Source organism: Solirubrobacter ginsenosidimutans (assembly GCF_027587205.1).
On the sequence record NZ_JAPDOD010000001.1, the window covers coordinates 534,758 to 553,921 of the forward strand.

Sequence of the window (19,164 nt, forward strand, 5' to 3'; positions counted from 1 at the left end):
CTGGCGTTCTGGTTGGCGGACGACCGCCAACCGCTGGCCCTAGCCGCGCAGCCCTCCCGCCCACGGGCGGTTCGCGGGGCGCTCTCCCTCGGCATGCTCGGCCGAGGGCACCTCGTCATCGGAGTTCAGCAGCCCGCCGAGCGACAAGAGGTCGACGCGATCCTCGTCGCCCTTCGGCAAGGGGAACGTGGCCTCCCACGCGGGCGTCTCCGCGACGGGCGCGCGGCGCACGACGGGTGCCGCGGCACGCGGGGCGACCCGCCGCGCGACCGGCTTGGCCAGCGCGGGTGCCGGAGCCGGAGCGGGCGGCGCCGTCTGCGCCACGGGCTTCGGCGCCACGGCCTCCGGCTCGCGCGTCGCGCCCGATTCCAGGGGCCGCATCGGCCGCGGCGCGATGCCGGTGTCGATGTCCACGGCGCGCGAGCGAACCTCGGCGAGCATCCAGTCGCGATCCGGCGAAGCGGGCATCCGCTCCAGCCGGTTCATCAAAGCTCTTAGTTGCGCCAGCCGATCTTGGCCCTTCATCCGCTCCCCCTGTTGGACGCTGTCACCTCCGCACCCACGTCTATCGGCCGGTCGGCCCCCGACCTTTAGACCGCGAACGCGCCAGCTTCTGGGCGACCGGGTACAAGCCGGAGGGATGCGGCTTTCGGCAACCCGCAAGGTACTGACCGCGTGGCCCTACGCCCTTGGGCTCTGCGTCCTCCTCACTGCCACCCGGTTCGCGGCGTGCCACCGCGACGCCTCGCCATATGGCAACGCCTGGATGGAGGACCACAACGGCTACTGCTCCAACAGCGGCTGGGACGCGTTGACCGGCGGCTCGGCGCTCCGCGCCGTCGCGTTGATCGCGATCACCGCAGCCTGGCCCGCCACCGCCCTGGCCGCGGCGACCGCCGCGGCTTCCGCCCGCGATGACGGAAGGCTTCCACGCCGCGCCTGGCCGTGGGTCGCGGGTATCGGTTCAGCGGCGGTGATCGCGTTCCACTTCAAGTGGGGCCACGTGACGATCGTCGGCGGCGCGGGCGGTTAGGCGTCGGCGTTGGAGTGCTGGTCGGTGTCGCCGAGCGGCGAGTCGTCGTCGGCGGGCGCCGCCGGCGGCCGGTGGGTCGCGTCGGACTCGCCGCCCTCGGCTCCGGGATGGTTCTCGTCGTCGCGCTTGTCGTTCGTTCGTTGCGGGTTCATACCAAGACCTACGGGCGGCGTCGGCGAGAACGGTCACCGCGACGGCGCCAACCGCGTCATGCGGGGACGCGCATGCGGTTGTTGCGCGCGTTGTGCTCGACCTCCACGCGGCCCAGCGCCTCCAGCACGGGCGGCACGTAGTTGGCGAACCGGCCGCGCAGGCCCTTCTTGATCCCGTACCACCCGCCCACCGGGTTGTCCGAAGCCCGTGCCCACGCCTCGACCGTCCCCTCGGCCGCGGGCTTCTGCTCGTCGGCGCTGCCGAGCGGCATCCAGTCGCCGTGCGCCGCGAGCATGTCGACGAGGTCGTCGAGCGCGCGCAGGTGGTAGCGCAGCTGGGTCTTGCCCACCTGCACCACGAGCGCGGGCGGGTCGAGGGACTCGTCGCGCCAGGCCGTGTATTCGGACGAGCCGGGCGGGGTCTTCAGCTGCCAGGGACTGCCGGGAGTGCCGTCGGACATGCGCCCAACGGTAACCAAAAAGTGACGGAGGCGCAAAGCGGCGCCCCCGCTGAACGCGTCAGGCGACGCGCTCGGGCTCGGCCACGGGCTCGGCCACGGCGACCGGCTGGATCGCGGCGAGCTCACGTTCTTCGCGCTCGTCGTCGTCCTTGGTGTCGCCGGACAGCGAGCCCTTGAACTCGCGGATCCCGCGACCGAGCGACTTGCCGGCGTCCGGCAGCCGCTTGGGGCCGAGGACGACGAGCGCGATCACCAGGACGATGATCAGTTCCATGGGTCCGATGTTGGGCATGTAACGCGCCTCCTTACTTGATGAAGCCGGTCGCGCCGACCGCCGCGAGCACCGCGGACTTCGTCAGCGCGGGGTTGAACGCCGCCGGCGCCGGGCCGAGACCCGCGAGGTTACGGATCCACGCGGCGTGGCGTGCCTCGACCGGGTGGATCGAGATCGCCGCCTTGAAGACGTCGTTGGACTTGATGAACGGCGCCTGGCCCTGGTAGGCCTGCACGCCGGTGTCCTCGAGCGCGATCGAGGTCGCGGTGAACGAGGCCTTGCTCGTCACGGCGGACCCGAACGCGAACGCCGGGCGCTTGATCGCGGCGTTGCCGAGCGCCTTGCGCAGCGCCTCGACATGCGCCATCTCATGCTGGTGCACGAGCCGCGCGAAGCGCTCGAACTCGCCCGTCAAGCCGGCGTGCTTGAGCGCCGACGCGTAGAACGCGGACTCCAGGTACTCGAGCGTGAGCGCGAAGTTGAGGATCGCGACGTCGCCCTTGGACGTGGCGGCCAGCGCGGAGCCGGGCACCATCCCGCCCGCGACGGCGATGCCGCCCGCCGCGAGCCCCGAGTTGCGCAGGAAGCGGCGGCGCGAATGGCGCGCGGCCGTGTCGGCGGTCTCGCGCAGTGCGCCGTCGGCGTCGAACTCGACGACCGCGGACAGGTCGACCCTTGGCTTTGAAGTGAACATGGTCATGGCCTCCGGGTTCAGGACTTGATGAAGCCGGTCTGCTTGACCGCGCTGAGGACTTGCGACATCGACATCGGCGTGCTGAACGCCTCAGGCGCGGGCTTGACCGACTTGCCCGCGTAGAGCAGGTCACGCACCCACGCCGCGTGGCGCGCCTCGACGGCGAGGATCGCCCCCGCCGGCCCGAGCACGGCGTTCTGGTGGATCAGCGGCGCCTGGCCCTGGTAGGCGGCGACGCCCGTGTCCTCGAGCACCTTCGCGGTGCGCAGGAACGTGCTCCACTTGCGGGTCGTGCCCTTGAAGTCGAAGGACGGGCTCTTGACCGCCTTGGACCCCAGGACACCTTTCAAGGTCGCGACGTGGGTCGCCTCGTGGGAGGCGACGACCGACGCGAACCGGCCGACCGCGCCGGTGTACCCGCCGACGCGCAACGCCTCGGCGTAGAACGCGGCCTCGAGGTACTCGAGCGTCAGCGCGTAGTTGAGGATCTTGACGTCGTTGGCCTTCGAGCCACCCGAGCGGGCGGACGCCGAACGCGGCAGCAGCGCGGCGAACGCGCCGACACCCGCCAGCGCCCCGGCACCGCGGAACAACCCGCTGCGCGTGCGCTTGGAGTCTTCGATGCCGGCGATCGCCTCGGCGACCGCCTCGTCGCCGTCGAACTCGACGACGCTGAGCTCATCGCTCATCAGTTCCCCTTCCGGGAGATCAGTCATACGGCCCTTGCTGCGCCGACCTCTCCCGGCCCGGATCACTGGTGTCCGGTGGCGAACAGCCCCGGTTAATTCCCTGCAGATCGGGGAACCACGCGAGCGCGGTTCATTCGCGCGCGGCGGCTTGCAGGCCCTGGTCGAGCATCTCGACGAGCAGGGCGAAACTCACGTCGAGGTCGAGCGGGAGGCCGAAGCCGTCGCCACTCTCGAGCGTCGCGAAGCCATGCAGGGCGGAGCGCAGGACGCGGGCCGCGTGGACCGCTCGCTCGTCCTCGAGGCCGTAGCCGCGCAGCACGGCGAGCAGCGTGTCCAGTGCGGCGGTCGCCGCGGCGCCCGTCTCGGCGTCCTCGAGGTCCGTCGTCCGCTGCGTCGCCGCGTAGGTGCCAGGGTGCTCGACGGCATAGCGCCGGTAGGTGTCGGCCGCCGCCGCGAGGGCGTCCTTTGCGGCCCGTCCGGCGACCGCCGCCTGCAGGCCCGTGGCGAGTTCCTGCGCGCCGCGCAGCGCCAGCCGGCGTCGCAGCCCCGGCAGCCCGTCGACGTGCACGTAGAGCGACGGCGGACGCACGCCGAGCTGTGCCGCGAGGCGCGCCAGCGTGACCGATTCGAGCCCGTCGGCGTCGGCCAGCGCGGCGGCGGCGGTGACGACCGCTTCCGTGTCGAGCCCGGAGCGCGCCATCAGGAGAGCACGCGATCGATCGCCGCCACCGGGTTGCGCACGGCCGGGCCATGGCCGACCACCATCAGCGTCGGCTCGAGCGCGCGGACGACCCGGGCGGAGGTGAGCTCGGTCTCGCCGTTCCACGTCGCCATCGAGGCGAGCGGGAACGGGAACCGCATGCGATCGGTGGTGGCGAGACGCCCGATCGAGGTGAAGGTGTCGCCCGCGATCACCGAACGGTCGCGCGTGTCGAGGAAGGCGACGTGGCCCGGCGTGTGGCCCGGGGTCGCGACGACCTCGAGGCTGCCGACCCGGTCGCCGGCGTTCAGCCGGCGGTCCGGCGCGGTCTTCACCGTCGGCCAGCTGCCCGGCAGCTTGCCCTCGACCACCTTCTCGCCCGCGAGGATGCGGGCGTCGAGCTCGGGGATGAGCACCTCGACGTCGGCGCCGAGGCGCTCCCGCAGCCCATCGAGCGAGCCGGCGTGATCGCCGTGTCCGTGCGTCAGGGCGATCCGCCGGATCGGCGCGCCCGCCCGCCGTGCCGCCTCGACCAACGCATCCGCCCCACCGCCGAGCGTCGTGTCGACGAGCGTGAACCCGTCGTCTTCGCGGACGAGGAAGGCGTTGACGAAGTGCAGGCGGGTGAGTTGCGTGAGGTTCTCGGTGACGGTGGTCGTCTTCATCAGGGTCTCCTTGGGCGTCAATTACCTACTGTGCTTAGGAGAATACCTAATGGCATTAGGATGTCAAACGCTGTCGAGCGCCGCGACGTCCTCGGGGGTGAGCTCGAGGTCGCCGGTCGCGACGTTCTCCTCGAGGTGGGCGAGGCTCGACGTGCCCGCGATCACCAGCAGGTTCGGCGCGTGGGCGAGCAGCCAGGCGAGGCCGACCTGGGCGGGCGTGGCGCCGAGCCGCGCGGCGATCGACGTGACGACGGCGTTGCCGGTGACCTTCCCGAAGTCCAGCGGGAAGAAAGGCGAGAAGGCGATGCCGCGCTCGGCGCAAGCGGCGAGCAGCGCCTCGTCCTTGCGGAAGGTCAGCGCGTACTGGTTCTGCACGCACGCGACGTCGATCCCGAGCTCCGCGGCACGGTCGAGCTCCGTCAGCGTCACATTGGAGAGCCCGATCGCGCCGATCTTGCCCGCCTGCACGGCGTCCGCCATCGCGCCGAGCTTCTCGTCGAACGCCGGGTCACCGACCTCCATCAGGCGCAGGTTCATGACGTCGACGCGGTCGACGCCGAGCCCGATCAGGTTCTCGTCGATGCCCCAGTGCAGCTCGGTGGGGGTGGACGCGGCGATCCAGCTCTTGTCCGGCCCGCGGCGACCGCCGACCTTGGAGACGATGGTCATCCCGTCGTAGGGGTGAAGCGCCTCGCGCAGCAGGTCGTTGGAGACCCACGGGCCGTAGTAGGCGGACGTGTCGAAGTGGTCGACGCCCAGCTCGCGGGCGCGGCGCAGGACGGCGATCGCCTGGTCGCGGTCCTTGGGTGGGCCGAAGACGCCGGGGCCGGGCAGTTGCATCGTGCCGTAGCCGACGCGGTTGACGTCGTGTCCGGCGAGCGAATAGGTCGAAGTCATGGGAGACATGCTGCGCTAGCGTCAGCGGGGTAACCAGGAGCCAGCTGAACATGGGAGTCGCACCACCACCCACGCGCCGGGACGAGCTGAGCGCCTTCCTGCGCTCGCGCCGCGCGCGGATCACGCCGTCCGACGTCGGCCTCCCCGACGACGGCAGCCGCCGCCGTACTCCCGGCCTGCGCCGCGAGGAGCTGGCCGTGCTCGCCGGCGTCGGCGTCTCCTGGTACACGTGGCTCGAGCAGGGGCGCGAGATCAACGCGTCGCCGCAGGTGCTCGACGCGATCGCGCGGGCGTTGCGGCTCGACGCGGCCGAGCGCGCGACGTTGTACGCCCTCGCCCGTGAGGAGCTGCCGCTGCCCGACGGCGATGAGGAGCCCGAGCCCTACGACGAACTGATCGCCCTGGTCGACGCGCTGCACCCGCATCCCGCCTACCTGCTCGGCCCGCTGACCCGCGTGCTGGCGATCAACCGCGCGGGGGAGGCCGTGCTCGGCGGCTTCGATCACCTCCCGCCCGAGAACCGGTCGATGCTGTATCGCTGGTTCATCGACTACGCGCCCGGCGAGCGCCCGCGTTCGTGGGAGTCGACCGGCCGCAGCATCGTCGCGCGCTTCCGCGCTGAGCACGCCCGCCACGCGGGCGAGCCGGAGTACGAGGACCTGATCGCGCGCCTGCGTCTGCACAGCCCCGAGTTCACCGCGTGGTGGGACGCCCACGACGTCGCCGACCGCCAGCGCGGCACCAAGACGATCGAGCACCCGACGCTCGGCACGCTGCACTTCTGCCACGCCCAGACGATCCCGACCGGCGCGCCGGACCTGCGCCTGACCGTCTATGCGCCCGCGGACGAGGCGACCCGCGTCACCCTCGCAGCACTCTAAAAGACCTGATCGTTCACAGGGTTCGGCGCGTCGGCTGGTAGGGCTGACCGGATTCTCAACACGACGCGGGTCATGGCCAAGCTGGAACCGGGTGGGGCGCAGCTTTCGATGCTGCGAGTGATGGCCGAGTTGCGCGGTCGAGGGATCGCCTCTGAGCTGTTGTGCGGCTGGGCGAGCGCGGAGGGGCTCGAGCTCGCGCGTCGGCACGGCGCGGAGCCGACGATCTGGGGCGAGGGCGGGAACCTGCAGTGGACGCCGGATCCGGCGTTCGCGGACTGGCTGCAACCGCGGCTTGCTCAAACCGATCTGATCCACGCGCACATGTTCGGCGCGTGGTGGGCGGCGGCGCACGCCGCGCCGTCGGGGACCCCGCTGGTGGCCAGCGAGCACAATCAGTACCTCTGGCCCGACCGGCCGTACGACGCGGAGATGCGCGACGGCCTCGACCGCGTCGACGTCTTCTTCGCGCATGGGCCGAGCGCCCGCGCGACGGTGCTCGAACACGGTCTGGTGCCGGATCGCGTGCGAACCGGGATCTCACCGGTCGTCGGAACCCAGGACCGGCCGCTCGCCGGCCTGCCGAGCCCGCGCATCGTGTTCGCGGGCCGCCTCCACGCCGACAAGGGGCCGGACATCCTGCTCAGCGCCATCGCGCTCCTGCGTGACCCGCCGCAGACCCTCATCCTCGGCGACGGACATCTCCGGCCGATCCTCGAGGAGCAGGTGCGCGAGCTCGGCCTGCAGGCGAAGGTGCGCTTCCTCGGGTGGGTGCCCAATCCCGGCTCCTACATCGCCGGCGCCTCCGTGCTCGCGATCCCGTCGCGCGACGAGTCGTTCTCGCAGACCGCGATCATCGGGCTCGCCCACGGCGTGCCGGTGATCGGGACCGACGTCGACGGCTTCCCGGAGACACTCGGCGACGGGCGCGGCGTGATCGTCCCGCCGGAGGATCCGAACGCGCTGGCCGTGGCGCTCGAGGTGGTGCTCAACGAGGAGCTGCCGCGTCCGCGGCCGCAACGGGCGTTCACCGACGCCTACGAGCCCGCACGCGTCGCCGACGTCTACGAAGCGACCTATCGCCACCTGCTCTCGCCCGAGCCGACGGCCCTTCCGGCGATCGCGTGATCGCCGCGCTCGAATGGTCCACGGGGTCGATGGTCCCCGCGGGATTTGCCGCCGTCTGCGCCGAGGTCGGCGCTCGCGAGGCGCCGACCGTGGTCGAGTGCGGGTCGGGCTTCAGCACGTTGGAGCTCGCGCGGCTCGTGAGCGAGCGTGGGGGACGGCTCGTGTCGCTCGAGCACGACGAGCTCTGGGCGGGGCGGGTGCGCGAGCACCTCGCGGCGGCCGGGCTCGCGGGGACCGCGGAGGTCGTCCTCGCCCCGCTGGAGCCGGGCCCCGGGCTCCCGTGGTACGCCGCTCACGCCCTCGCGTCCGTCCCCGACGCCATCGACGTGCTGCTCGTCGACGGGCCGCCGGCGTTCGAGCCCGGGACCGGGCTCAGTCGCTACCCGGCGCTGCCGGTGCTGTTGCCGCGGCTCACCGACGGCGCCGTCGTGGTGCTCGACGACCTCGACCGGCCGGGCGAGCAGCAGGTCCTAGAGGCGTGGACGCGCGAGTGCGGCTTCCGCTTCGAGATCCGCCCGGCGGAGCGCATCGCGGTCGGGCATCGAACCTAGACCGGTTCGTCGGCGCCGATGAGGCGGTCCAACTGAACGTTCGGATTTCTTTGTGCGAAGCGCTCGAGGACGAAGCGATTCGGGAAGACGGCGAGGTGGGTGCCGTCGCCGCGGACGAAGACGTCGGTCGCGCCCGGGTCCGCCAGGACCTTGATCGCGCCCTCGGCGTCGGTGCGCCGGGCGGCCGCCCACGGGAGCATCTGGGTGTGCACGTCGGCGCCGAACTCGGTCTTCAGACGCTCGACCGCGACCTCGAACTGCATCGGGCCGACGCCGCCGAGCACAGGCACCGGGTCCTGGTTGTGCGCGCGGCGCAGGACGTGGATCACGCCCTCCTGGTCGAGCTGCTCGAGCCCGCGGTGGAACTGCTTGTGGCGGCCGACGTCGCGGTTGGAGATCGTCACGAACGACTCCGGCGTGAGCGTCGGGATCGGCGGGAAGTGGACGGTGGACCCGATGAACAGCGTGTCGCCGACGCGGACGTCGCCGCCGATCACCACGCCCACGACGTCACCCGGGAAGGCCTCGTCGAGCGAGGAACGGTCCTGGCCGAAGACCTCGTGCGCGAAGCTGAGCGCGAGCGTGCGGCCGGTGCGCGCGTTGGTCACCCGCATCCCGCGCTCGAAGCGCCCTGAGTTGATGCGGATGAAGGCGACCCGGTCGCGGTGGCGTGGGTCCATGTTGGCCTGGACCTTGAACACCAGCGCGGCGAACGGGTCGTCGACCGGCCGCGGCGTGCCGTCGTCGGCGGGGCGGGGGAGGGCCGGCGGCGCGAGGTCGCGGATCACGCCCAGCAGCAGCCCGACGCCGAAGTTCCAGGCCGCCGAGCCGAACAGCAGCGGGATCTGCTCGCCGCGCAGGAAGGCGTCGAGGTCGAACGCGCTGCCCACCTCGTCGACCAGCTCGAGCTCCTCCTCGGCGACGGCCCACGCTGCGTCGTCCTCGGCGTCGCCCTGTCCGCGGGCGTTCATGATCCGCTCGGGCGCGATCCCGGCGCCGCCGGTCGTGCGCTCGAAGCGGTGGAACGTGTCGTCGCGCCGGTCGATCACGCCGCGGAACGCGCCCGGGATGCCGACCGGCCACGTCAGCGGCGCGAGCGGCAGCTCGAGCGTGTCCGTCAGGTGGTCGAGCATCTCGAGCGGCTCAAGACCCGGGCGGTCGTACTTGTTCACGAACGCCAGCAGCGGGATCCCCCGCGCGCGGGCGACCCGGAACAGCTGCTCGGTCTGCGGCTCCACGCCGCGCGCGGCGTCGACGAGGATCACGGCGCAGTCGACCGCGGCCAGCACGCGCAGCGTGTCCTCGGAGAAGTCCTTGTGCCCGGGGGTGTCGAGCAGGTTGAACACGACGCCGTCGTGCTCGAAGCGCAGCACCGTCGAGGTGACCGAGATCCCGCGCCGGCGCTCGAGCTCCATCCAGTCCGACGTCGCGGCCTTGCGCCCCTTGCGCGCGGTGACCGACCCGGCCTCACCCACCGCGCCCGCGTAGAGCAGCAGCTTCTCGGTGAGGGTGGTCTTGCCGGCGTCCGGATGCGAGATGATGGCGAAGGTCCGGCGACGCTTCGCCTCTTCGACCACTCGTCTCGCGTCCGCGGTCGCGATGACGGGAAGCGCGCTCATATACGGCGATCGAGCGTAGCGGCCCGACCGCTACGACAGAGTCAGCGGGCTCCGCTGACGAGACGCCCCGGGTCGTTCGGGTGGGCGCCGAGCGGCTCGGTGTGCTCGGTGATCCAGGGCCACAGCGGGAGCGATTCGAGCATGGCGCGCAGCTCGGTGGGGTCGTCGGCCTCCCAGAGACCGAGGATGGTCCACACGCCGGGGTCCGACGGCGGCGTCCAGATGCGCAGGAGGTTGCCCGTCTCGATCAGCTCGGCGGCGCGAGCGGCCTCGTCGGCCTTGCGCTGCTCGACCTCGGTGGGATCGGTGCCTGCGGGGATGGTGACGGTGAGCGTGACGAGGAATTCCATGCTCCCGAGCGTGGAGCAGCGGCGACCGGTTCTCCACGACCAACTGCGTCACGCTGTTAGGCAGCGCCTAACAGCAGGCGTATCGTTCGCGCCCGTGGAGCTCCGCCAGCTGCGCTACTTCGTCGCCGTCGCCGAGGAGCTCCATTTCGGCCGCGCAGCGCAGCGCTTGCAGATCGCGGCGCCGTCGCTCTCCCAGCAGATCAAGGTGCTCGAGCGCAGCCTCGGCGCTCCGCTGTTCGAGCGTGATCGCCGCCATGTCGCGCTCACCTCCGCCGGCCGCCAGCTCCTGCCCGACGCGCGCGAGATCCTCGCGCTCGCCGCGGCCGCGCAACGCCGCGTCGCCGGCACGACCGGCCCGCTGCGCCTCGGCTACGTGAGCTGGCTCCCTGAGCCACTCGTCGCGTCGATCCGCTCCGACGTCCGGATCGACGAGTGGGTCATGCCGAGCCATGTGCAGATCGCGCGCGTCGCGGACGGCGGCCTCGACGCGGCGGTCGCCTGGGCGCCGGCGGCCGGCGAGCGGCTGGACCTGCAGCTGCTCTGGCCGGAGCCGCTCGTCGCCGTGGCGCCCGCGACGGCGAGCCACGACCCGGTCGCGGCGCGGGACGTGTGCGTGCTCGTCGACGCCGACCTCACGTCATGGGACGCGTGGAACCAATACGCGCTCGACTTCGCGCAGGCCACCGGGTGCCGCGTCGTGCACGTCGACGACGGCGGCATCAGCGGACCCGGGTTCCACGACCGGGTCAGGCGCCTGGGCGTGCCCGTCCTCGCCTCGCCGAAGCGCCAGCCGGCGCCGCTGCCGCCGGGCCTGCGCGCCCGCGGCGTTCACGCACCAGTGCCGCTGTGGTGCTGGTCGCTCGCCACGCGCGCCGACGACGACCGCCCCGCCATCCAGACCCTCCGCGAGAACGCGGTTGCGCTGTGCGCGGCGGCCGGGCTGCACGTCCAGCCGGATGAGCCGTCCTGGGTCCCGCCCAGCGACCCGCACCGCGAGGCGATCGCGGTCCTGCCGCGGGAACAGGTCGTTAACAAGGTGCCGGATCCGCGCCCATAGGGTCGGCCGGTCGCCGGCGTTTCTCCGGCGGCGAGGCCGACAGGAGACTTCATGAATGCAGCACGCGGAGCAATGGATTGGTTCGCGCACCGGCGCGCCCCACGCGCCGTCGCCCTGACCGTCGTCGGTGCGATGGCGGCCCTGGCGGGGCCCGCGACGTCGCACGCGGCGCCGTTGACGGGCGTCGACCTGTCCAAGTACGCGCGGGTCGGGCGCTTCGACCTGCCCGAGCCGACCCGGACCACGCCGCCGGCCAACAGCCTGCTGGCCCAGGAAGCGTCCGCGGTCACCTATGACTGGGACACCGACTCGCTGTTCGTCGTCGGTGACGGTGGTACCTCGGTCGTGCAGGTGTCCAAGACCGGCGCGCTCATCAACTCGATGACGCTCGCGCAGGGGGCGAGCCCGCAGGGCACCGAGTTCTATGACACCGAGGGCATCGCCTACATCGGCAACGGCAAGTTCGTGCTCACCGAGGAGCGCGATCGCAAGGCGAACCTCTTCACGTACGTCCCGAACACGACGCTGACCCGCGCGGCGGTCCAAACGGTCAAGCTCGGCACCACGGTCGGCAACATCGGCATCGAGGGCCTGACGAACGATCCGCAGACCGGCGGGTACATCTTCGTCAAGGAGGCCACGCCCGAGGGCATCTTCCAGACCGGGATCGACTTCGCCGCGGGCACGGCGACCAACGGCTCGCCCACGACCGAGAACTCGGCCAACCTCTTCGATCCGGCGCTGGCCGGCCTCGCGGACTTCTCCGACGTGTTCGCGCTGTCGAACCTGACGACGCTCACGGGCGCCGACAAGAGCCACCTGCTCATCCTCAGCCAGGAGGCGGGCAAGATCGTCAACGTCGACCGAGCGGGCGTGGTCTCGAGCTCGCTGACGATCGTCGGCGACGCGAACAACCCGCTGACCGTGCCGAACCAGTCGCACGAGGGCCTCGCGATGGACAACGACGGCATGCTCTACGTCGTCAGCGAGGAGGGCGGCGGGGACGTCGGGCACCCGCAGCTGTGGGTGTACGCGCCGACGGGCACCGGCGCCAATCAGGCGCCGACGGGCGTGGCGCTGACCAACCAGGTGGCGACCATCGCCGAGACCGCGAGCACGGCGAGCCGCGTGAAGGTCGCCGACGTCAACGTCACCGACGACGGGACCGGCACCAACACGCTCGGGCTGACCGGCGCCGACGCTTCCTCCTTCGAGGTCGACGCGAGCGGCCTCTACCTCAAGGCCGGCACGGTCCTCAACCGCACCACCAAGCCGAGCTACAGCGTCGCCGTCACGGTCGACGACACGACCGTCGGCGCGACGCCGGACGCCACGAGCCCGACGTTCACGCTCACGGTCACCGCGGCCGCGGCGCCGGCGTCGCTGATCGTCTCCGAGGTCTCCCCGTGGAGCAGCGGCGACAGCCCCTACGCCGCCGACTGGTTCGAGATCACCAACAAGGGCACCGCGGCCGTCGATTTGACCGGCTACAAGGTCGACGACGACTCGAACACCTTCGCTTCGGCGATCGCGTTGACCGGCGTCTCCAGCATCGCTCCCGGCGAGTCGGTCGTCTTCATCGAGGGTTCCGCGGCCACCGCGGCGGCCTTCAAGACGTTCTGGTTCGGCGACAAAGTCCCGGCCGGCTTCCAGATCGGCACGTACAGCGGCTCGGGCATCGGCCTGAGCACCGGTGGCGACCAGGTCAACCTGTTCAACGCGGCCGGCACGAAGGTGACGGGCGTGAGCTTCCCCGCCGCGACGACGTTCGTCACGTTCGACAACACCGCGGGTCTCAGCGGCGCGATCACGGCGCTGAGCGTCGCGGGCCGCAACGGCGCGTACACGATGAGCGGGGCGACCGGCTCTCCCGGCACGGTCGCGCCGAGCCTGATCATCTCCGAGGTCTCGCCGTGGAGCAGCGGCGACAGCCCCTACGCCGCGGACTGGTTCGAGATCACCAACACCGGCACGCATGCGGCCGACCTCACCGGCTTCAAGGTCGATGACGACTCCAACACCTTCGCTTCGGCGATCGCGTTGAGCGGCATCTCCACGGTCGCCCCGGGCGAGTCGGTCATCTTCATCGAGGGCTCCGCGGCCACCGTGGCCGCCTTCAAGACGTTCTGGTTCGGTGGGTCGGTCCCCGCCGGCTTCCAGATCGGCACCTACAGCGGGTCGGGCATCGGCCTCAGCACCGGTGGCGACCAGGTCAACCTGTTCGATCCCGCCGGCACCAGGGTCACGAACGTGAGCTTCGGCGCCGCGACGACGTTCTTCACGTTCGACAACGCCGCCGGCTTGAAGGGCCCGATCACCACCCTGAGCGTCGCCGGCCGCAACGGTGCGACCACCGTGAGCGGCGCGACCGGCTCGCCCGGGAAGATCGCCGCCAACGGCGCGCAGGTGACCGCGGGCGGCCAGGTGACGGGGGTCGTTCCCGGCCAGCTGTCGCTGACCCTCGGCGTCCCGGCGGCCTTCGCGCCGTTCGTGGCCGGCGTGGCGAAGGACTACCTGGCGCAGACCACCGCGACCGTGACCTCCACCGGCGGCGACGCGACGCTGACCGTGGTCGACACGAGCACCGTCGCTCCCGGCCATCTCGTCAACGGCACGTTCCCGCTGCCGCAGGCGCTGCAGATCAGCGCCAACGGCGGCGCGTACGCGCCGATCAGCGGCACGCCGCTGGGCCTGGTGACCTACAGCGGCCCGGTGTCCAACGACGCCGTGGCGATCGGCGTCAAGCAGCCGATCGGCGCGAGCGACGGGCTCCGGACCGGCGCCTACGCCAAGACGCTGACGTTCACGCTGTCGACGACGACGCCGTAGCGCGAGACGCGGTTCCGCGGGCGTGCGTGTCGCGCACGCCCGCGGCTATTGCGCGAGCCCGCGCAGCAGCGCGGCGATGTAGGCGTCCGCGCCGCGGCGCTCCGGGCGCGTGGAGATCGCCCCGAGCATGCGCACGACGACGAGCAGGTCGACCGCGTCGAGCTCGGCGCGGAACGTGCCGGCCTTGTGGGCGGCGGCGACGATCGGCTCGAAGATCTCCAGCGCGCGCCGGCTGAACCCGTCGCGGACGTCGTCCGGCAGGTCGTGGTGGGCGAGTGCCTGCAGGAAGCCGCGGTTCTGGCACTGCACGGCCATCGTCGAGTGCAGGAAGTGGGCGAGGACGTCCTCGGCGTCGAGGGCGGCGCTCGCGGCGTCCTGCAGCTCGTCGAAGACCGTGCCCATGACCGCCGAGATCAGGTCGGTCTTGGCGGGGAAGTGGCGGTAGAGCGTGGCGACGCCGACGCCCGTCCGGCGGGCGAGCTCGTCGACGCCGATCTCGAGCCCTTCGTCGCGGAACGCGGTGGCGGCCACCTCGATCAGGCGGGCACGGTTACGGCGCGCGTCGCTGCGCATCGAGCGCACCGCGGTCGGGTCCATGTGAAGAACCATAGCCTTAACCGGAGGGAACCCTACGGTATTCGCTAACGTGATCGATTACCGAAGGGCAGCCTCCGCTTTTTACTCCGCACACACAGGGTCATGAACGAACACTCCGGCCGGCAACACCACAACGTCACCCTCGCGATCCTCGCGATCGGCGCGCTCGCCTTCGCGCTGGCGCAGACGACCGTCATTCCCGCGCTGACTGCGATGCAGCACGCGTTCGGGGTGAGCACGAGCGACATCACGTGGATGGTCAGCGGCTACTTCCTCGCGGCGTCGATCGCGACGCCCGTGCTCGGTCGCCTGGGGGACATGTTCGGCAAGGAGCGCTTCCTCGCGATCTCGCTCGGCGCGTTCGCGATCGGTTCCTTCGTGTCCGCCATGAGCAACAGCCTCGGCTTGATGATCGTCGGCCGCGTCCTGCAGGGCATCGGCGGCGGCGTCTTCCCGCTCTCGTTCGGCATCGTGCGCGACGAGTTCCCGCTGGCCAAGGTTCCCACCGGCATCGCGATGCTCGGCGCCACGGCGGGCATCGGCGCCGCGATCGGGCTCCCGCTCGGCGGCCTGCTCGTCGACCAGGCCAGCTACCACTGGATCTTCTGGGTGTCCGGGGCGATGGGCGCGATCGCGACGATCACCACGATCCGCTACGTGCCCGAGTCGCCCGTGCGCACGCCGGGCCGCGTCGACTTCATCGGCGCCCTGATCCTCGCGGTCGGCCTCTCCGCCGTGCTGATCGCGGTGTCGCAGGCCAACCAGTGGGGCTGGGGGTCGGACAAGACGCTCGGCCTGGTCGGTATCGGCGTGGCGATCCTGGTCGCGTTCGTGGCCTTCGAGCGCCGTACGCCGTCGCCACTGGTCAACATGCGCACGCTCGCGCGCCCGCCGGTGCTGATCACCGACATCGCGACGCTGCTGGTCGGCTTCGGCCTCTTCGGCGTCTACGTCCTGATCCCGCAGATCGCCGAGCTGGCCAAGGGCGGCGACGTCGGCCTCGGGCTCAATGCCACCGAAGCCGGCCTGCTGATGGCGCCGGGCGGGCTGATGATGATCATCGCCGCGCCGATCGTGGGTCGCGTCAGCGAGCGGATCGGCTCCAAGCTGCCGCTCGCGATCGGTTCGTTCCTGGCCTCAGGTGCGCTGCTCGGCCTGGCGCTCGCGCACGACTCGGCGCTGCTGATCGTGCTCTGGGGCGCGATCCTCAACACCGGCATCGGCTGCGCGTTCGCCGCCCTGCCCAATCTGATCATCGGCGCCGTGGATCCGAGCGAGACCGGTGAGGCGACCGGCGTGAACACGATCGCGCGCAACGTGGGTGCGGCACTCGGCGGGCAGGTCGCGGCGTCGATCGTCGCCGGCCAGGTGACCGCGAGCGGAGCTCCGGGCAACCGCGGCTTCGAGCTGGCGTTCCTGATGAGCGCCGGCGTCGCGCTGCTTGCCGGCATCTTCGGGCTGCTGATCCCCGTCAAGCGCATCGAGCGCGCGTCCACGCGGCCGCTGGCGGTGGCCGAGCACTAGCGCGCCGCGCGATTTGTTAAGGGTGGCGTCCCGATTGTCATGTGTGGCATCGGCCCTTAGCGTCGTGGAGTGCAATCGATCTCACCACGCCACATACTGATTCTCGTCGCGACCGCGGCGATGGCCGCCGTGCTCGCCATCGCCATCCAGTCGAGCTGGGCCGACGGCGCCTCGGGCGGCTACGGCGGCAGCATGACCGGCCATGACATGGGCGGCGGCCCGAGCCAGAGCCAGGGCCAGATCCCGAACCAGCTCAAGAAGGACATCGCCACCGCGCGGTTGGCGCTCGCGCCCTACGCGACCGACCTCGACGCGGCCAAGGCGGCCGGGTACAGCCGCCAGATCACGCCGATGATGCCTGACATGGGCTACCACTACATGGACCCCAGCGTGACGGGGTTCGACCTGCGCCGCCCGCCGATCCTCGTCTACGAGCGCCACGACGGCACCAACCAGCTCGCGGCCGCCGAATGGGTGTTTCCTTCCAAGCCGGCCAAGGCGCCGCTGCCCGGCGCGAAGTACGGATCCTTTCCTGCCGCCTGCCATTACGAGGACGGGACGTTCGTGGCGCAGAAGCGCGAGAAGGCGTGCGCGCCCGCGACCGCTAGCGGTTCCGCGTTCACGTTCTGGCATCCCGATCTCGTGACGCTGCACCTGTGGCTCTGGTACCCGAACCCCGACGGCCTGTTCAACAGCACCAACCCGCTGATCGCACCGTTCAACCGCGGCTGAAGGCGGGGTACCTGTATGGTATGACCGTATGAGCTGGCAGCACGAGTTGGCTGACGCGTTCGTCGATGCCGGGGTCGAGGTCGCGGCTTGGGTGCCGGACAAGCGGCTGGCGCCGATCGGCGAGCGGCTGGTCGCGCGCGGACTCACGTTGCGGACGCTCACCCGTGAGGAGGAGTGCTTCGGGTACGCCGCCGGCTACCGGGCCGCCGGCGGCATGCCGCTCGTGCTGCTGCAGTGCTCCGGCCTCGGCAACTCGCTCAACGCGATCGGGTCGCTGGTGATCCCCTACGGCTTCGGCTTCCCGGCGGTGCTCTCGATGCGGGGCACGCTGGGGGAGCGCAACCCGTCGCAGATGCCGCTGGGCCGCACGACGGCGGGGATCCTCGACCTGCTCGGCGTGCAGCCGTTTTCGCTCGCGGCTGGCGGTGACGCTGCCCGGATGGCGCGGGGCGCGGTCGCCACGGCAGAGGGCGCGCGGGTGCTCGCTCCGATCATCCTCGAATCCGCCCTGGAGCTCACTTGAACCCGACCTCGGTCGTCGCGGCGGTGTTGTCGGCGGCGCCGGACGCGCTGTACGTCGCCTCGCTCGGCACGCCCACCTCGGCGCTGCGCGAGGCGAGCGGCGACGGCCCGCACCTCTACATGGGCGGCTCGATGGGCACCGCGCTCGCGGCGGCGATCGGCGTCGCCGAGAAACGGCCGGAGCGCGACGTGATCGCGCTGCTGGGCGACGGCGAGGCGCTGATGGGCGCGGGCTCGTTCTGGAGCCTGGCGGGTGTCGCGCCGGCGAACCTGCTCGCGATCGTGTTGATCGACGGGCACTACACGATCACCGGCGGGCAGCCGCTGGCGGTGCCGGATGCGTTTGGCGCCGTCGCTGCGGCCTTGGGCTTGGCGACGGCGACCGCGCGGACCGCGGACGAGATCGTTGCGGGCGTTTCGTCGTTGCCGCGGCCTGGCGTGCTCGAGGTGCGGTATGAGGAGCGGGCGTGGCCGGGGCCGTCGCCGTTCGTCGATCCGCCGGTGGTGCGTTTTCGTTTTGAGCAGGAGGCTGCTCGGGACGAAAGTCAACTGCTCCGGTGAGGGGGGAGGGTGTGGCAGTGCCACCCGTCCTGGGCTTGCCGCGGACCCGCTCGGCGCGCGGCTCTGTTGGTCCGAAGTGCCGTGCTGAGATACCGACAGTTACGGGCGTGGTACCGACACCCCCATCCGCGCCGGGCCTTCCGGTGATCGGTTTCGGCGAGCAACGAGTCACCCCCACGAACGCGCCAACTCGACCAGTGCGACCCTGATCGAAACCCGCGGACTGGCCCTCAAACGCTCACGGTCGAGCACGGCGACCGGGAAACGGCGTGCGAGGGACAAACTTTCCAGCCCACGCCCGTAACTGTCGGTATCCCCGCACCACCATTCGGGCCAGAGAGCCGAGCCGCGAGCTGGACTCACGTCTGCCCGGGACGGGTGGCTCGCCGCTCCCCCCTCCCCGCCCGGCGCAGTTGACTTTCGTCCCTACAGGTGGCTCCGCGACGCGCCGACGAGGTAGACCTCGCGGTGGTCGTCGAGGAAACGTCCGAACGACGTCGCAGGGCGGCCCAACAACGCCGGCAGTTCGTCTGAAACCACGCTGTCGTCGTACGCCGCGCTGATCGCGGCGAGGTCGTCCGCCCGCCACGCGGGTAGACCCGCATCGAGCAACCCCGCGCGAAACGCCTCGGGCGCGACCGCCTCGTATTCGACCCGCCGGCCCACGAGCCGAGCGAGGCACACCGCGATCTCCGCATAGCTCACCGCGGACGGACCCGTCAACGCGTATGCCCGCCCGGCATGGGCGACCGGGTCGCGCAGGACCGCGGCGACGGCGGCGCCGACGTCGCGGGTGTCGACGAGCGGGTAGCTCCGCTCGCCCATCGGCGCCGCGAGCCGCCCGCGATCCGCGACGTCGGCCGCGAAGCGCAGGAGATTCTGGAGGTACAGGTGCGGCCGGAGGAACGTCCACGCGAAGTCCGACCCGCGCAACGCCGCTTCGATGGCGTGGTGCCAGCGCATCAGCGCGACGGGCGAATCCGCGCGGGCGCCGATCGCCGAGAGCTTGACAACGTGTCGCACACCCGCCTCGCGCGCGACCCGCAGCACCCGCAGATGCTGCTCCACCTGCGCGGGGTTGTCGCGACCCGTGAGGAAGAGCACGGAGACGCCGTCCAGCGCGGCGCGGAGCGAGACGGCATCGTCGAACGATCCGGCGACGACCTCCACGCCACCGCCGGTGCCCGCGGCGCCACGGCCGGCGGCCGCGTCGTCGCCGGCGCCCGCGCCCGCGCCGACCTCGACGCCGCC

23 protein-coding genes are annotated in these 19,164 nt (G+C 71.5%); 10 read left to right on the top strand and 13 right to left on the bottom strand.

The annotated features are described in order from the left end of the window. Window positions 1-39: 39 nt before the first annotated feature. Entirely contained in the window at window positions 40-486 is a 447-nt protein-coding gene (locus OM076_RS02375) for a hypothetical protein (protein WP_270037761.1), read from the bottom strand. 154 nt (window positions 487-640) lie between these two features. Between OM076_RS02375 and OM076_RS02380 the strand changes: the two genes are divergently transcribed. Then, window positions 641-1,033, top strand: a complete 393-nt coding sequence (locus tag OM076_RS02380) for a hypothetical protein (RefSeq protein ID WP_270037762.1) — start codon at window positions 641-643, stop codon at window positions 1,031-1,033. On the opposite strand, the gene OM076_RS02385 is transcribed toward OM076_RS02380, so the two are convergent. The 8 genes from OM076_RS02385 to OM076_RS02420 form a co-directional block, all read right to left on the bottom strand. Beyond that, window positions 1,030-1,185, bottom strand: coding sequence for a hypothetical protein (locus OM076_RS02385; RefSeq protein ID WP_270037763.1), 156 nt, complete (start codon window positions 1,183-1,185; stop codon window positions 1,030-1,032). The genes OM076_RS02380 and OM076_RS02385 overlap by 4 nt on opposite strands. 56 nt (window positions 1,186-1,241) lie before the next feature. Continuing rightward, window positions 1,242-1,646 (bottom strand): DUF6855 family protein, encoded by a 405-nt coding sequence (locus OM076_RS02390; protein ID WP_270037765.1) that lies wholly within the window; start codon window positions 1,644-1,646, stop codon window positions 1,242-1,244. A gap of 58 nt (window positions 1,647-1,704) precedes the next feature. Next, complete coding sequence (tatA, locus tag OM076_RS02395; protein WP_270037766.1) at window positions 1,705-1,920, bottom strand: twin-arginine translocase TatA/TatE family subunit; 216 nt, start codon at window positions 1,918-1,920, stop codon at window positions 1,705-1,707. A gap of 31 nt (window positions 1,921-1,951) precedes the next feature. Then, window positions 1,952-2,614, bottom strand: coding sequence for a ferritin-like domain-containing protein (locus tag OM076_RS02400; RefSeq protein WP_270037767.1), 663 nt, complete (start codon window positions 2,612-2,614; stop codon window positions 1,952-1,954). Window positions 2,615-2,631: 17 nt separating this feature from the next. Further along, the gene (locus tag OM076_RS02405) at window positions 2,632-3,303 is read right to left on the bottom strand and encodes a ferritin-like domain-containing protein (protein ID WP_270037768.1); all 672 of its coding nucleotides are present in this window, start codon (window positions 3,301-3,303) and stop codon (window positions 2,632-2,634) included. 130 nt (window positions 3,304-3,433) lie between these two features. Continuing rightward, entirely contained in the window at window positions 3,434-4,003 is a 570-nt protein-coding gene (locus OM076_RS02410; protein ID WP_270037769.1) for a TetR-like C-terminal domain-containing protein, read from the bottom strand. Continuing rightward, window positions 4,003-4,668 (bottom strand): MBL fold metallo-hydrolase, encoded by a 666-nt coding sequence (locus OM076_RS02415; RefSeq protein ID WP_270037770.1) that lies wholly within the window; start codon window positions 4,666-4,668, stop codon window positions 4,003-4,005. The genes OM076_RS02410 and OM076_RS02415 overlap by 1 nt, the downstream gene beginning before the upstream one ends. 63 nt (window positions 4,669-4,731) lie before the next feature. Continuing rightward, window positions 4,732-5,565: an oxidoreductase gene (locus OM076_RS02420; protein WP_270037771.1), complete on the bottom strand. Its 834-nt coding sequence runs from the start codon at window positions 5,563-5,565 to the stop codon at window positions 4,732-4,734. 50 nt (window positions 5,566-5,615) lie between these two features. Here OM076_RS02420 and OM076_RS02425 point away from each other — a divergent pair, with 50 nt between their 5' ends. The 3 genes from OM076_RS02425 (at window position 5,616) to OM076_RS02435 (ending at window position 8,122) form a co-directional block, all read left to right on the top strand. Further along, window positions 5,616-6,446: a helix-turn-helix transcriptional regulator gene (locus OM076_RS02425; protein WP_270037772.1), complete on the top strand. Its 831-nt coding sequence runs from the start codon at window positions 5,616-5,618 to the stop codon at window positions 6,444-6,446. 72 nt (window positions 6,447-6,518) lie between these two features. Next, window positions 6,519-7,571 (top strand): glycosyltransferase, encoded by a 1,053-nt coding sequence (locus OM076_RS02430; RefSeq protein WP_270037773.1) that lies wholly within the window; start codon window positions 6,519-6,521, stop codon window positions 7,569-7,571. Beyond that, a complete protein-coding gene (locus OM076_RS02435; RefSeq protein WP_270037774.1) occupies window positions 7,568-8,122 on the top strand; it encodes a class I SAM-dependent methyltransferase in 555 nt (184 codons plus the stop codon). The genes OM076_RS02430 and OM076_RS02435 overlap by 4 nt, the downstream gene beginning before the upstream one ends. Here the strand turns inward: OM076_RS02435 and OM076_RS02440 are convergent. After that, window positions 8,119-9,741 (bottom strand): peptide chain release factor 3, encoded by a 1,623-nt coding sequence (locus tag OM076_RS02440; protein ID WP_270037775.1) that lies wholly within the window; start codon window positions 9,739-9,741, stop codon window positions 8,119-8,121. The genes OM076_RS02435 and OM076_RS02440 overlap by 4 nt on opposite strands. A gap of 41 nt (window positions 9,742-9,782) precedes the next feature. Then, the gene (locus OM076_RS02445; protein ID WP_270037776.1) at window positions 9,783-10,091 is read right to left on the bottom strand and encodes a muconolactone Delta-isomerase family protein; all 309 of its coding nucleotides are present in this window, start codon (window positions 10,089-10,091) and stop codon (window positions 9,783-9,785) included. A gap of 94 nt (window positions 10,092-10,185) precedes the next feature. Here OM076_RS02445 and OM076_RS02450 point away from each other — a divergent pair, with 94 nt between their 5' ends. Together OM076_RS02450 and OM076_RS02455 are read left to right on the top strand one after the other, a co-directional pair. Further along, a complete protein-coding gene (locus OM076_RS02450; RefSeq protein ID WP_270037777.1) occupies window positions 10,186-11,148 on the top strand; it encodes a LysR family transcriptional regulator in 963 nt (320 codons plus the stop codon). Between the two features lie 72 nt (window positions 11,149-11,220). Beyond that, window positions 11,221-13,977 carry a lamin tail domain-containing protein gene (locus OM076_RS02455; RefSeq protein ID WP_270037778.1) on the top strand — a complete coding sequence of 919 codons (2,757 nt, stop codon included), beginning with the start codon at window positions 11,221-11,223 and terminating at the stop codon, window positions 13,975-13,977. Window positions 13,978-14,022: 45 nt separating this feature from the next. Here OM076_RS02455 and OM076_RS02460 read toward each other — a convergent pair whose 3' ends face one another. Continuing rightward, window positions 14,023-14,574 (bottom strand): TetR/AcrR family transcriptional regulator, encoded by a 552-nt coding sequence (locus OM076_RS02460; protein ID WP_270037779.1) that lies wholly within the window; start codon window positions 14,572-14,574, stop codon window positions 14,023-14,025. A gap of 102 nt (window positions 14,575-14,676) precedes the next feature. Between OM076_RS02460 and OM076_RS02465 the strand changes: the two genes are divergently transcribed. From OM076_RS02465 to OM076_RS02480, 4 genes are all read left to right on the top strand, one after another. Further along, a complete protein-coding gene (locus tag OM076_RS02465; protein ID WP_270037780.1) occupies window positions 14,677-16,098 on the top strand; it encodes an MFS transporter in 1,422 nt (473 codons plus the stop codon). Between the two features lie 69 nt (window positions 16,099-16,167). Next, window positions 16,168-16,830 carry a hypothetical protein gene (locus tag OM076_RS02470; RefSeq protein ID WP_270037781.1) on the top strand — a complete coding sequence of 221 codons (663 nt, stop codon included), beginning with the start codon at window positions 16,168-16,170 and terminating at the stop codon, window positions 16,828-16,830. Between the two features lie 28 nt (window positions 16,831-16,858). Then, the gene (locus OM076_RS02475) at window positions 16,859-17,353 is read left to right on the top strand and encodes a thiamine pyrophosphate-binding protein (protein WP_270037782.1); all 495 of its coding nucleotides are present in this window, start codon (window positions 16,859-16,861) and stop codon (window positions 17,351-17,353) included. Further along, window positions 17,350-17,913: a thiamine pyrophosphate-dependent enzyme gene (locus tag OM076_RS02480; RefSeq protein WP_270037783.1), complete on the top strand. Its 564-nt coding sequence runs from the start codon at window positions 17,350-17,352 to the stop codon at window positions 17,911-17,913. Before OM076_RS02475 ends, OM076_RS02480 begins: the two co-directional genes overlap by 4 nt. A 426-nt stretch (window positions 17,914-18,339) precedes the next feature. On the opposite strand, the gene OM076_RS02485 is transcribed toward OM076_RS02480, so the two are convergent. Further along, window positions 18,340-19,164 (bottom strand): NmrA family NAD(P)-binding protein (locus tag OM076_RS02485; protein ID WP_270037784.1); only part of this gene is annotated, 825 nt, incomplete at its 5' end.

Excerpts from the sequence above, each read along its gene's own strand:
- OM076_RS02375 (WP_270037761.1), bottom strand. The coding sequence starts at position 486 with ATGAACCGGCTGGAGCGGATGCCCGCTTCGCCGGATCGCGACTGGATG.
- OM076_RS02380 (WP_270037762.1), top strand. The coding sequence starts at position 641 with ATGCGGCTTTCGGCAACCCGCAAGGTACTGACCGCGTGGCCCTACGCC.
- OM076_RS02385 (WP_270037763.1), bottom strand. The coding sequence starts at position 1,185 with ATGAACCCGCAACGAACGAACGACAAGCGCGACGACGAGAACCATCCC.
- OM076_RS02390 (WP_270037765.1), bottom strand. The coding sequence starts at position 1,646 with ATGTCCGACGGCACTCCCGGCAGTCCCTGGCAGCTGAAGACCCCGCCC.
- tatA (WP_270037766.1), bottom strand. The coding sequence starts at position 1,920 with ATGGAACTGATCATCGTCCTGGTGATCGCGCTCGTCGTCCTCGGCCCC.
- OM076_RS02400 (WP_270037767.1), bottom strand. The coding sequence starts at position 2,614 with ATGTTCACTTCAAAGCCAAGGGTCGACCTGTCCGCGGTCGTCGAGTTC.
- OM076_RS02405 (WP_270037768.1), bottom strand. The coding sequence starts at position 3,303 with ATGAGCGATGAGCTCAGCGTCGTCGAGTTCGACGGCGACGAGGCGGTC.
- OM076_RS02410 (WP_270037769.1), bottom strand. The coding sequence starts at position 4,003 with ATGGCGCGCTCCGGGCTCGACACGGAAGCGGTCGTCACCGCCGCCGCC.
- OM076_RS02415 (WP_270037770.1), bottom strand. The coding sequence starts at position 4,668 with ATGAAGACGACCACCGTCACCGAGAACCTCACGCAACTCACCCGCCTG.
- OM076_RS02420 (WP_270037771.1), bottom strand. The coding sequence starts at position 5,565 with ATGACTTCGACCTATTCGCTCGCCGGACACGACGTCAACCGCGTCGGC.
- OM076_RS02425 (WP_270037772.1), top strand. The coding sequence starts at position 5,616 with ATGGGAGTCGCACCACCACCCACGCGCCGGGACGAGCTGAGCGCCTTC.
- OM076_RS02430 (WP_270037773.1), top strand. The coding sequence starts at position 6,519 with ATGGCCAAGCTGGAACCGGGTGGGGCGCAGCTTTCGATGCTGCGAGTG.
- OM076_RS02440 (WP_270037775.1), bottom strand. The coding sequence starts at position 9,741 with ATGAGCGCGCTTCCCGTCATCGCGACCGCGGACGCGAGACGAGTGGTC.
- OM076_RS02445 (WP_270037776.1), bottom strand. The coding sequence starts at position 10,091 with ATGGAATTCCTCGTCACGCTCACCGTCACCATCCCCGCAGGCACCGAT.
- OM076_RS02455 (WP_270037778.1), top strand. The coding sequence starts at position 11,221 with ATGGATTGGTTCGCGCACCGGCGCGCCCCACGCGCCGTCGCCCTGACC.
- OM076_RS02460 (WP_270037779.1), bottom strand. The coding sequence starts at position 14,574 with ATGGACCCGACCGCGGTGCGCTCGATGCGCAGCGACGCGCGCCGTAAC.
- OM076_RS02465 (WP_270037780.1), top strand. The coding sequence starts at position 14,677 with ATGAACGAACACTCCGGCCGGCAACACCACAACGTCACCCTCGCGATC.
- OM076_RS02475 (WP_270037782.1), top strand. The coding sequence starts at position 16,859 with ATGAGCTGGCAGCACGAGTTGGCTGACGCGTTCGTCGATGCCGGGGTC.